The following is a 12,573-nucleotide window of genomic DNA, read 5'->3' on the forward strand; positions in this document are numbered from 1 at the left end:
CTACTGGTCCGCGTACCCGAGAATGCCCTTGATTTCCACATATTCGTCGAAACCGAATTCGCCCCATTCGCGACCGTTGCCGCTCTTGCGATAACCGCCGAAGGGGCAGGCGAAGTCGAAGGCATCGTTGATCGATACCCAACCGGCGCGGATGCGTCGGGCGACGGCGCGGGCCCGGTCGAGATCCGCACCCGCCACATTGCCTGCCAGCCCGTACTCCGTGTCATTGGCTATCGCCACGGCATCGTCGATGTCGTCGTAGCCGAGAATCGATAGCACCGGACCGAAGATCTCCTCGCGGGCTATGGTCATGTCGTTGGTGACATTCGCGAACACCGTGGGTTTGACGAAGTAGCCCTTGTCCAGCCCGTCGGGACGGCCGGTGCCGCCGATCACCAGCGTGGCGCCCTCATCGATGCCCTGCTGGATCAGCGCTTGGATCTTGGCGAACTGCGATCCGGACACCACCGGTCCGATCGTGGCGTCACCGTTCGGATCACCCACCGTCACTTGGGCGGTCGCAGCGCGTGCTGCCTCGACGGCCTCCGCCATGCGGCTGCGCGGGACCAGCATACGCGTTGTGGCACTGCAGGTTTGGCCGGAGTTGAGCATCACCCCCGATACACCCCTACCGACATTGTCGGCGAAGTCGGAGTCGTCGAGGATGATGTTCGGGCTCTTGCCGCCGAGTTCCTGAGTCACTCGCTTGACCGTCGGCGCGGCATTGCGGGCGATATCGATGCCCGCGCGGGTGGAACCGGTGAAGGAGATCAGGTCGACATCCGGATGCGCCGACAGCGGCACGCCGACGCTCGGGCCGTCACCCTGCACCAGATTGAACACCCCGGCGGGAACACCTGCGGCATCAAGGATTTCGGCAAATATCTGCCCGGTGAACGGTGCCTGCTCCGACGGCTTGAGTACCGTGGTGCAGCCGGTCGCCAGGGCCGGAAATACCTTCACCGCAATCTGATTCAACGGCCAATTCCACGGTGTGATCAGGCCGCAGACCCCGATCGGCTCCTTGACGATCAGGGTTTGTCCGCGCTGCACGGCGAAGGCGAAGGTTTCCAGCACCTCGATCGCCTTGGCGAGATGCCCGGCCGCGAGATCCAATTGGAATCCATTCGCCAACCCGGTCGGCGCGCCCATCTCCTCGGTCAGCGCGGTGCCCAGATCGTCACGGCGCTTCTGGTACGCGTCCGCGATGGCGCGTAGCACATCCAGCCGCTCGGCCACGGTGGTTTCCGACCAGGCCGGAAATGCCGCACGGGCCGTCGCGACCGCACGGTCGACATCGGCCGAGGAGCCGAATGCGACTGTGCCGCAGACCTCTTCGGTCGCGGGGTTGACGACATCGATCGTCCGCGCCTGGACCGCCTCGACCCACTGCCCGCCGATATAGAACTTCGAATACCTACCTATCACTGCATTCCCTCCGCGTACCAGGTGCGGAACTCGTCATAACTCGGCATCTCCTCCGAATTCGCCTTCGGATCCACCGCGACATGGATGACGCCCGGTTTGCCGCTGGCATAGGCCCGTTTGATCGCCGGGGCGATATCTTCATCGCGTTCGACATATTCGCCGTAGCAGCCGAAGCCCTCGGCGACCTTGTCCAAGCGGGTGTTCGTGCTCCAATGCACACCCGTCTCGAGTGATCCCTGGCCGAAAGTGCGCTTGTAGACGCCGACTTCGAGACCCCAGGCATAGTCGACTCCGACAACGACAACCAGCGGCAGATTCAGCCGCGCCGCCGTCTCCAACTCGGCGATCTGGAATTGGAACGACGAATCTCCGGTGATGAGCATGACCGGACGCTTGCGGCCTTCGGCCACCGATGCGCCGACGGCGTAGGGCAGGCCGGTACCCAGATGCCCGAAATTCTGGTTCCAGATCACATCGTGCGGCTTGGCCTGGGAGTAGGTCCAGCCGAATATCGTGGTGGCGCCGCCGTCGCGGACCATGATGCCCTCCGGCGGGAACGCCTTGGTCGCCTCGACGATCAGGCGTGCGGGATGGACCGGGGACGTGCCGGATGGGGCGGTCTCGGCGAGTTCGGCCAGCCGGGCCGCATCTCGCTCGATCCAGCCCGCCAGTTCGGGCGAGGCCGTGCGCGGTGAATCCTGCAGTGCCGCAACCAATTGCGGGACGATCGCGCGCAGGTCACCGACCAGCGGCACATCGATGGGCCGGTTCACGCCGATCGCGGTGGGGTCCTGCTCGACGAGGATCCACTTGCGGTCGGCCTCACCCGCGACCCAGTGCCGCCCTCGGCCGTAATGCACCGGCTCACCGAGTTCGGTGCCGATGGCCAAGGCCAGATCCGATTGCACCACCGCCTCGACCGCCGAGGGGGAGAAGCCGTAGGGGAAGGTGCGGTCCTCGAGACCCTCGATATAGGACGTGCCGCCGGAGGTCTGGATGACCGGCGCCGCCATGAGGTCCGCGAGTGCCTTGACCGACGCACCGGCGCGGGCGGTGTGCACACCGTGGCCGACGAGCAGGACCGGCTGCCGCGCCGCGCGGATCAGCTCGACGGCCGCGGCGATCTTGTCCGGTCCCGCCGTCTGTCCGACGAGGCGATACCTCTCCGGCGGTAATGCGGGTGCGACGTCGAGCTCTTCGAGGATGACGTGCGACGGATACTCGATATAGACCGGCCCCGGCGTCCCGCTGAGTGCCCTGCGCAGGCCCTCCCGGATGATTTCATCGGTCTGATCCGCGTATTCGATGCTCGCCGCGTACTTCACCGACGGTTCGAACAGCCCGGACTGCTTCACGAACTGGATCCGCCCGCGACGCACCCGCTGCTCGGTAATGCGGGCGCGCTGTCCGCCGAGGAAGATGACCGGCGAATTCTCCACCTTGGCGCACATCATGGCGCCCGCCAGATTGGCGACGCCGGGGCCGAGCGTGCCGATGCATACCGCAGCTTTGCCGGTCATCCGCGAGACCGCCTCGGCCATGAAACCGGCGGACTCCTCGTGGTGCGGTGCCACGACCTGCCAGCCGCGCTCTTCGGCGCGATGGAAAAGGTGCACGAAGTTGGGGTCCGGGATGCCGAACAGGGTATTGATTCCTTCGGCCTCGAACAGGTCCAGGATGCGCTCGTAAACCTTGGTCCTCATGCTCACTTCCATTCCGTCGCCATCGCGAAGCTGCGCCCGATGTGTTCGCCGAAGGCGGACGGCACCGGCGGCAGCACCCAGGAGTTCCCGGTGTCGCGGATCTCGTCGATGCGCGCGCCGACCTCGTCGATGGTCCAGGACGGCTGATACACCCCCGGCGTCTCGGCGATATAGGCGCGCGCCACCCGTCCGGCGATGGATACCAGCAATTCCCCACTGACCGAACAGGATTCGTGGGCCAGCCACCCCACCGTCGGTGCCACCAGTTCGGGGCGCATATCCGGGTAGGCGGAGGTATCGAGACCTTCGGCCAGCCGGGTCAGCGCGGCCGGAACGATGACATTCGATTTGACGCCGACCTCGGCCCCCTCCAACGCGACCACATTGGACAGTCCGATCACACCGGCCTTGGCGACCGCGTAGTTGGCGACCGCCAGGTTGCCGTAGATGCCGCCGATCGACGACGTCAGCACCACCCGGCCGTAGCCCGCCCGGCTCATCCGCGGGAACGCCGCCCGCACCATGTGAAAGGCGCCGCGCAGATGCACGTCCACGACGGCGTCGAAATCCTCGTAGCTCAATTCGGTCAATGAGCCGTAGCGCACATTGCCCGCGTTGTGGATGAGTATGTCGATGCGACCGTAGGCATCCAACGCGGTATCGATGATCGCCTGACCGCCCGCGGGCGTGGCGACCGAATCGGTGGACGCGACCGCCGTGCCACCGGCGTCGGTGATCGCCCGCACCGCCTCGGCCGCGACATCGCCTGCCGTGTCATCGCCGCGCACGGTGCCGCCGACATCGTTGACCACGACCTTCGCGCCATGGGCGGCCAGCAATTCGGCATATGCGCGCCCCAAACCACGTCCGGCGCCGGTGATTACGGCGACACGATCGTCGAATCTCAATTCCGACAATGGGTTTCCTCTCCCGATAGGTCGATACCGGTCAGCTCAGCGTCAGGCCCCGCAGGTCGCCCGCATCGCGCCAGGCCTGCAGCAACTCCTCGAGTACGTAGAAGCCGCCCCAGAAGGGATCACCGAGGAACGAACGCCCGTTCGGCTCGCCCTCGCCGTTGTAGTAGCCGGGCGTGCATTCCATGACGAAGGCGCTGTTGTCGAAGGCGTTCGCCCGGATCGTCCGGACCCACTCCGCCTCGGCTTCCGCGGTCGGCTCCACAATGGCCGCGCCACGGTTCTGCGCCTCTTTGATGATGTAGGCGATGTGATCGGCCTGCTGCTCGAACATCAGGGTCGTCGCCGCGGTCACACCGCCCTGAATGAAACCGGTGGCGAAGTGGTTGGGGAAGCCGTGCGCCATGACGCCGTGCAGCGTGCGGAATCCCTTGCCCCAGTGGTCGTAGAGCGACTTGCCTTCGCGGCCCGCGAACGGCTCGATATCGAGTTGGCGGTCCAGGCCGGTGGTGATCTCGAATCCGCTCGCGAAGATGATGCAATCGACCTCGTACTCGAAACCGTCTGCGACAATGCCCTTTTCGGTAATACGCTCGACGCCCTTGCTCTGCGACACATCGACCAGCGTGACGTTCGGTCGATTGAAGGTCGGCAGGTAATCGTCGTTGAAGACCGGCCGCTTGCACATATTGCGGTAGTACGGCTTCAGCTTTTCCGCAGTCTGCGGATCCTCGACGATCTCCTCGACGCGCCGCCGGAGCCGTTCCATCGCCCGGTAGTCCTCGTCTTCCTTCCACTCCATGAACTTCTCGGGCGTCAGCTCCGCCCAGCGATTGCCGCGATTCAGCTTGGCGGCCAGGTTGCGGGCGACCTCGGTCCAACCGTCGCAGATGAGGTCCGGTTCGCCGGGGGAGTAGAAGGCGAAGGCCGCGTTGTGGAAGTTGCGCTGCCGCTCGGCCCGCCAGCCCGGTTGCAGCGTCCGTACCCACTCGGGATCGGTGGGGTGGTTGTCGCGCTCGAAGATGTAGGACGGGGTCCGCTGGAAAACGGTGAGATGCCGCGCGCCACGCGCCAGATGCGGAATCGCCTGGACGCCACTGGCACCCGTGCCGATGACGGCGATCTTCTTGTCGGCTATTTTGTCCAACCCGCCGTGCAGATCGCCGCCGGTGTATTCGTAGTCCCAGCGTGCGGTGTGGAAAGTGTGGCCCTTGAAGTCGGTGATGCCGGGGATACCCGGCAGCTTCGGCCGGTTGTACGGCCCCTGGCACATGACGACGAAGCGGGCCCGGATCTGATCGCCACGGTTGGTAGCGATGCGCCAGCGCTCGAGCTGCTCATCCCATGCCAGCGAGCGGATCAGGGTGTGGAAGATCGCCTTCTCGTAGAGCCCGAAATGCTTGCCGATGCGCTGGGCGTGCTCGAAGCATTCGTCGCCGTGGGAGAACTTCTCCTTAGGCATGAAGCCGGTTTCCTCGAGCAGGGGGAGATAGCAATAGGAGTCCGAGTCGACCTGGATGCCTGGGTAGCGGTTCCAGTACCAGACACCGCCGAAATCGCCGCCCAATTCGATGATCCGGAAGTCGGCGACACCGGCCTGCTGTAAGCGGTGCGCGGTGATGAGACCCGAAAAACCTCCACCGATGACCACCACCTCGATGTCATCGGCGATCGGCTCCCGTGGCACGACCGGCAGGTGCGGATCGCCCTCGTAGAACTCCGCGAATTCGTTCTCGGCCTGCAGATACTGGTTCCCGCCATCGGGACGCAGGCGCTTGTCCCGCTCGACCAGGTACTTCGCTCTCAGCGCCGCCTTGTCGACGTCGGGGGTCTGCGTGGGTGCGCAGTCTTGCATGCCAATTCCTTTGTTACTGATGATGATTCAGGTCGAGAAAACGGGGCGTCAGCGCAGTTCGTGCGGTTCGCCGGTGCCCATGTACCTGGCCAGGTTGTGGTGCAGGTTGACGATGGTGCGTTCGCGATACGGGTTGGGTTTGGGGCCGGAGAAACCGCGTGACTTCATGCCCTGCTGGACGGCGGCCATATTGTCGAAGTCCTGTGGCAGCACCGTCCGCCAGTCCTTATCGCCGACCGGTGTGTAGATCCACTCCGTTTCCGGTTCCTCGCCCGCCGGGAAGAGTTCGAACACCGCGGCCTCGAAAATGCATTTGTCAGGGTCGTAGCCGTAGGGCCGAAATCGGTAGCACAGCATGTTGTTCAAGGCATGGCCGATCTGGAAGTTGGGGAAGATCTGCCAGGCGGTGCCGCTCTTCGCGACGGTTTCGGGGTCCACGGTCGGCCAGATCACGCCGCGCTCGGCGTCCTCGCGGCGGCACGTGTCCAGCCAATACCGCAGTACCTCGGTCGGGGGCGTGCCCTCGGGCAGTTCGTCGGCCAGCCGATTGGCGACGGCGACCATCGACTCGGTGGTGTTGGTATTGGCGTTGTCCCATGTGAAGTTCTGCAGCTGGGCGGTGGACAGGCGAGCGTCGGGGCCGCTGCCGATCCGCAGCTTGCCCTGGTTCTCCTCCATACCTTTCGGTGCGTCGTAACCGATATTGCTGTGCTTGCCCTGGGCCCGTCCCCAGCCGAGGAAGTTGCCGAAATTCATGAACTCCGGGTGGGTGTAGGGCACGTGGTAGGTCTCCATGAACGCCTCGAAGGCGACCTTCCAATTGCAGTCGAAGGTCAGCCACCGCCGCCACCGGTAGCGCATATTCTCCAGGTGGAAGGGGTCGAGCAGACCGGCCGCGGGTTCCAGATATTCCCTTAGCGGTTCGCATTCCGGATCCATATTGATCCAGACCCAGCCGCCCCAAGTGTCGATCGCGACCTGCCGCAGCCCGTCGTTGCGCTCGGTCAACCCGCAGGTCCAGTCCGCGCGTTCGGGTACGAATGTGTTCTGGCCCTCCAGATTGTAGCGCCAGCCGTGGAAACCACAGACGAACTGTTTGCGGCTGCCGCGGGCGTCGTGCGCGCCCGGCGGGGTGTCGATCAGCCGTCGGCCCCGGTGCGCGCAGACGTTGTAATAGGCGCGAATGGTGTCCGGCGCGGTGCGCAGGATGATGAACGAGTCGTCGAGGATGTCGTAGGTGAGAAAATCGCCGACCCGTGGAATCTCTTCCACGCGACAGACCTGTTGCCACACCTTGGCCCACAGCCTGTCCCGCTCGGCGCGGGCGTACTGCTCGGACAGATACGCCTCCACGCCGATCGTCATCGGCGTCGATAACGGCTCGGCCGGTGCTTGTGCGTTCTCGACGGTTTCGGTCATGGCATTCTCCTGATGTCAGTGGGTGATTGCCGCGCGGAACGACTCGTCCTCGAGAAATAGGGAGGTATTGTCGGCGCCCAGGTGGGGCCATTTCAGATTCAGACCGCCGTCCACGAGCAGGGTCTGCCCGGTGATGTAGCTCGACAGCTCGGACAGCAGGAACAGAATCGCCCCCGCCTGCTCGTGCGGCCGGCCGCGGCGGCCCATGGCGATGGCCCGGCGATCGCGCTCGACATCGTCGCCGACATACGCGCCCGAGGCGGGCGTTTCCGTCACGCCGGGGGCGACGGCATTGACCCGGATATCGTCCAGCGCCAGTTCGACGGCCATGGTCCGGGTGGCCGCCACCAGCGCGGCTTTGGCTGTGCCGTAAGCGATATGGAACGGCGCGGTGTTCATACCGCTGATCGATGAGATCGAGACGATCGATCCCGGACGACCCCGCGACTTCAGCTCCGCCGCGACCGACTGGCTCATGAAGAACATCGTTTCGAGGTTCTGGGTGAACAGGGCACGCCAGTCGTCGCGGGTCACCCGGGTCGAGGGCATCCAGGTCGACGGCGCGGCGCCGCCTGCCACATTGACCAGCCCGTACAGTTCGCCGTCGAGCAGGCGCGCTCGCTCCAGCACCGTGGCGACGCCGACGTCGGTGGATGCGTCGGCCGCCACTGATACGACCGAAAGTCCCTCGGCGGCAAGCGGTTCGATGTGCTTGCCGAGATTTTCCGCGGATCGGCTCACCGCGAGCACGGTGGCCCCGGCCCGCGCGACCATGCGGGTCACCGCGGTGCCGATACCGCCGCCGCCCGCGCCGGAGACGATGACAATGCGTCCGCCGAGGCCGAAGAAGTCGTTGTCCGCGTTGGTCATAATCGGCTCATTCGGTCCGGCGCAGCGCCATGACACTGCCCTCGGCATCGGCGGAAAGGTAGAGCGTGCCATCCGGACCGGCGGCGATCCCGGCGAAGGGCCCCTGCGGTCCGGAGAACGGCGGCAAACCGTGCAGCGGTTTGGGCGTTACCCCGGCCGGTGCGCCGACCGGCAGGTCACGGGCGATGATCCGGCGGGCGTTGGTGGTCAGATCGACACTGATCAGCGTTTTGGCTCCGGCGTCGACCACGAACAACTCTCCGTCGCGGACGAGGATGCCTTGCGGTTTGTCCAAGCCGTCGACAACCGTGTCGGTTCCCGCACCCGTGATCGAAATGATCCGTCCCGCACCGGATTCGGAGACCAGACAGGTGCCGTCCGCGCCGAAGGCGACTCCGAGCGGCTCGTTCAGCCCCGTGGCCAGCACCTCGACTGTGCCGGACCGGATCGACAGCACCCGTCCCCGGCCGAGTTCGGCGGTCACGACGGCCCCGCCCGGGGCCACTGCCACGCCGTAGAGTTGGTCGAACCCCTCGGCCAGCACCTCGGTTTCGGATGCACCGGTAAGGTAGCGGCCGACCTCGCCGTTCGCGGTGGTGACGATGAATTCGCCTGGACCGACGGCGATTACGCCGCGGAGGAAGCCCGGGTAGCCCGGTGTGAACAGCATCCCGACCGTTTGCGGTTCGCCGCCGGGCCGCAGCGCGTAGAAGTAGGTACCGTCGGCGACGTACAGGATTCCGTCGGGTCCGACGGTCAGATCCAGCGGCCAATTCAGGCCGCCCGGAAGGGTTTCCCGGGTTTCGCCGCCGCCGAGGATTTCGGTGATCGCACCGGTGAAGTGCGAAACGAAGAGCCGACCATCGACGAAGGTGCAGTTGTCCAGCCCCGGTGTCAGGGCGGCCAGCACCTGGCGTTCGCCGTTGCGTGGGTTGATGCGCAGTACCTCGCCGCTGGCCACCTGAGTGGAGACGATGAATCCGTCGGCATCGAATTTCACCGAGTCGGGGACGCCGAGGTCGCCGACGACGCGTTCGGGTTCACCGCCTTCGGGATCGATGCGCCAGATGTCGTTGCTCCCCATCACCGGGTAGTACAGGAGGCCGTCGGGGCCGACCTCCATGGCATTGGGCATCGCGATGTTCTCCACGAGGACGCGCGGTGCACTACCGTCGAGCGGCAGTTCCATCAGCCGCCCGCCGACCCGGCATTCGTTCACGAACAGCCGTCCCTCATGCACGGTAATGCCGTTGGCGCTGGGCAGATCGTCGCGCAGCAGCCGACTGCGGCCGTCGGTGCCGCGTGCGCTGACCCGGCCGTCCATCACCTCGGTGGCGTAGAGATTGCCGGCGTCGTCGAAGGCGACGTCATCGGGTGCGATGATGTCGCCGCCCTTGGCGCTGATGGTTTCCACCTGTCCGGTGGTGACGTCCAGGGCGCTGATCGTGCTGCCGGTCACCTGGGCGACATAGATGCGTCCGTCGGGACCGGTGCGTAATCCGTTGGCGCCGAACAGTCGGCTCGGCGGTGTGAGTCGTTCCAGACTCCAGCCTGCGGCGAGAGTTACTGGTGCGGTGCTGGTATAGCGCGCCCCTCGAGTCAAGGCGGGGCCTCCCATGCGAAGAGAAGGTCGATGTCCACGATGTGGTGCTGCACGCCGGGCCGGGATCGGTGGTCGTGACGCAGGCCACTTTTCGTGGGCTCACGCTACTTCAATCCTCATAAGGATAGCAATACTTGACTGGTCGAAATTCGCCAGTCGACATTCCGGGTTTCGAGAATGCTGTTCTCGCACTCAGTCGAATGCGTACCGTGGCAGGGTGGTCGGCATATCGAGGGAACTGAGCAATCCGGCTCGCGCGTCCACCACGAACGGGATGGCGTTCACGACACGCATCGCGGTCGCAGTCATCGCGGCGTGCCCTGCCCCGTGCCCCTCGGCGGCGCCAAGGTTCATCGCGCAGTGGATATCCGGATCGCCTTCGATGTCGACCCGGTAGGTGGCATCGAATTCCGATGTCGCCCAGTCCGGGGCCACATCGCGAGACATCCGGATGATGTGCTCGATCACGATCGCTTCCCGGCCGTTCACGACGCCCGCGGCTCGGGTGCGCACGGCGCCACAGGTTCCGGCGGCGATCGTGCCGAAGGCGACTTCGATATCCCGCTCTGTTGTTTGCCGATCGAGTGCTCCGTGCACCTGCTCCACCTCGACGCCGAGACCTTCGGCGATCAGGTAGATCGGTGCCCGCCAAGCCATTTCGATGAATCCGGGGGTCGCGAGCATCGGTTCGAAATCCAGCGGCCTGCCGAAACCCATCCCGTCCGTCATCACGTCGGCCACCGGGTAGTGGTCGTTCAACGCGACTTCGGTCGCCTTGACGCATCGAATCTTCTTGGACTGCGTGGCCAGCAGCAGCGCCAGGTTATCCGACCCGAATCCCGGAAAGATGCCGGACGCATAGAACGACGCCTTGCTGGACTTCGCGGCGGCCTCGAGTTGGTCGCGCCATTCGGGCGAGTAGTACGCCGGGGGCGTAGCTGTTCGCCCGTTTTGCGCCAGAACGTCACATCGTGATGTAGATTGGGTGAAGTCGACTAGCAGTGAAAACCAAGCTGCCAGTCCGTTATTCGTTACACCATGTCACCGTCTAGGCGAGTTGCGTCGGACGTTAAACGCTTGCTGGAAACCGTGTAAGACCAGGCTTAGGCAAGGCGGTGGTACTGCCACGAGCAGACCTGCGGCTTCGGTTGCAGGCCAACCCTGCGGAGTAATCCGTCAGGTCCCTGGAGCGTTTTGACCTGTTCCAGGGAACGGGATACACCAAACTGGTGGATGGCCCCACGAGTTCAAGATCCGGCTGTCAGCCGATGGCGTTGATCGCGATTGGCTGACGTCGGTCTGCCAGGCAACCGTTCCGGGAAGCCGTCAGGGTGACTGCTTAGCTTGAAATTTGGTCAAAATCGACCGGATTGTGTGGCTCGGCCGAGGTGCCTTACGAATCAACCCGCTCGCTCGATGACGCCGCGCAACACGGTGTCGCGGACGTGAATCTGGGACGCGTGCGTCCCGATATCCCGCAGGATGTTCTCCGGGATCCAGCCCACGACGATCACGCAGCGGGCGAGCATCTCGTTCGACGGACTGTCGACCTCGATCTCATTCGATCGAATCGCTTCGGCGAGCAATGTTTTCATCTGTCGCAGCCGCTTTGTGAAGAGCCAGCCCGGATTCGGGGTGTCGGGCGGCGACTGCCGCATCCACGCCAGTTGGATGCGGAACTCGTCACCGAAACGATCGAGCGCGTTGGTATTGATCCAGCTCAGCGCATCCAGCTTCTCGACCGCCGAGGCATCCGATCGCAGCACATTCGTCCAGCCGAGGCCGATCTTCTCACCGAAGGACTGCATGATCGAGGTGAGCAACTCCTCCTTCGAGCCGATCAGCCAGTACACGGTCCCGGTGCCGAGTCCCGCGGCCGAGGCGATATCGCGGACGGTCGTATTCTCATATCCGCGGCGACCGAATTCGGCCCGCGCGACGGCGCGGACGCGAGCCGCCTTGTCATCGGGCTCGCTCTCCTGCGACCAGCTCCGGACGACTTCGTCGGCGGCGCGGAAGGCGGCGGAACGGTCGAGCTCCGCATCGGTGTGCTGCCGTGTGGCCAAGCCCTCCAGCAGAATTCGGCACAGCAAGGTGGCCAACTGATCCGGCGATCCTTTGTGCCGGATGACGTCCAAACCGACCTGCAGCATCGTCTGACAGATCCGATCGGCCAGTATCGGCAGATCGACATCGGCCCGCAGGTAGCCGCTCCACCGCGCGGCGCGCAGGGTTTGCAGCATTGCGTCGAGTACGGCGGTCGGTCGCTGCCTGGTCAATTCGACGAGCTCGGGTTTCGAGCTCGGCCCCTCGTAGAACGACATCTGCAGGGCGGCGCGATGGGCGACCGCGCACTGCGCGATCGCCGAACCGAGTTCGACGATTCGATCGAAAGGCGGTCGCGAGTCCGGATGGTTCAACCGGTCCTGTGCCCGCTGCGCGACCTGGTCCAGGTCCGCGTGATAGCGGCGCAGCAATTCGACGAGGATGGCTTCCTTGGATTCGAAATGGTGGTACAGGCTGCCCGGGAGGATGCCGCACGCGTCGGCGATCTCCTGCAGCGACGTGCGCAGCCCAGAGGTTGCGATCAGGGATGCGGCGGTCTGCAGGATCTCGGTGCGTCGGGTGCCGTCGTCGTAGGCGTGGCCGATATCGGCGGCGATGGCGCGCGGCCGCACATCGCGCTGCGCCGGCTTACCCTGGCCACGCCCCACAACACCTCCCCGACACCTCGCCGCCGTTATGGGCCCCTGATAATTAGGGCTACCCAATGTTTGTTCA

At 64.9% G+C, this 12,573-nt stretch carries 8 protein-coding genes and 1 pseudogene; all 9 read right to left on the reverse strand.

Annotation, left to right across the window (positions count from 1 at the left end):
* A complete protein-coding gene (locus tag ACQPZ2_RS14500; protein ID WP_433527424.1) occupies positions 1–1,425 on the reverse strand; it encodes an aldehyde dehydrogenase family protein in 1,425 nt (474 codons plus the stop codon).
* Positions 1,425–3,131 carry a thiamine pyrophosphate-binding protein gene (locus ACQPZ2_RS14505; RefSeq protein WP_433526006.1) on the reverse strand — a complete coding sequence of 569 codons (1,707 nt, stop codon included), beginning with the start codon at positions 3,129–3,131 and terminating at the stop codon, positions 1,425–1,427. Before ACQPZ2_RS14505 ends, ACQPZ2_RS14500 begins: the two co-directional genes overlap by 1 nt.
* A 2-nt stretch (positions 3,132–3,133) precedes the next feature.
* Positions 3,134–4,048 carry an SDR family NAD(P)-dependent oxidoreductase gene (locus ACQPZ2_RS14510; RefSeq protein ID WP_433526007.1) on the reverse strand — a complete coding sequence of 305 codons (915 nt, stop codon included), beginning with the start codon at positions 4,046–4,048 and terminating at the stop codon, positions 3,134–3,136.
* Positions 4,049–4,079: 31 nt separating this feature from the next.
* Complete coding sequence (locus tag ACQPZ2_RS14515) at positions 4,080–5,900, reverse strand: flavin-containing monooxygenase (protein WP_433526008.1); 1,821 nt, start codon at positions 5,898–5,900, stop codon at positions 4,080–4,082.
* A 48-nt stretch (positions 5,901–5,948) separates the two neighbouring features.
* On the reverse strand, positions 5,949–7,319 hold the full coding sequence (locus ACQPZ2_RS14520; protein ID WP_433526009.1) for an aromatic ring-hydroxylating oxygenase subunit alpha: 1,371 nt from the start codon (positions 7,317–7,319) through the stop codon (positions 5,949–5,951).
* Positions 7,320–7,334: 15 nt separating this feature from the next.
* The gene (locus tag ACQPZ2_RS14525) at positions 7,335–8,189 is read right to left on the reverse strand and encodes an SDR family NAD(P)-dependent oxidoreductase (RefSeq protein WP_433526010.1); all 855 of its coding nucleotides are present in this window, start codon (positions 8,187–8,189) and stop codon (positions 7,335–7,337) included.
* A 7-nt stretch (positions 8,190–8,196) separates the two neighbouring features.
* Entirely contained in the window at positions 8,197–9,807 is a 1,611-nt protein-coding gene (locus tag ACQPZ2_RS14530) for an SMP-30/gluconolactonase/LRE family protein (RefSeq protein WP_433526011.1), read from the reverse strand.
* Between the two features lie 177 nt (positions 9,808–9,984).
* A pseudogene (locus tag ACQPZ2_RS14535) lies at positions 9,985–10,725 on the reverse strand (dihydrodipicolinate reductase); the annotation flags it as partial.
* Between the two features lie 467 nt (positions 10,726–11,192).
* Positions 11,193–12,470, reverse strand: a complete 1,278-nt coding sequence (locus ACQPZ2_RS14540) for a TetR/AcrR family transcriptional regulator (protein WP_433527425.1) — start codon at positions 12,468–12,470, stop codon at positions 11,193–11,195.
* Between the last annotated feature and the right edge of the window lie 103 nt (positions 12,471–12,573).

It is taken from the genome of Nocardia pseudovaccinii (genome assembly GCF_050942345.1).
Classification (GTDB): Bacteria; Actinomycetota; Actinomycetes; order Mycobacteriales; family Mycobacteriaceae; genus Nocardia; species Nocardia pseudovaccinii.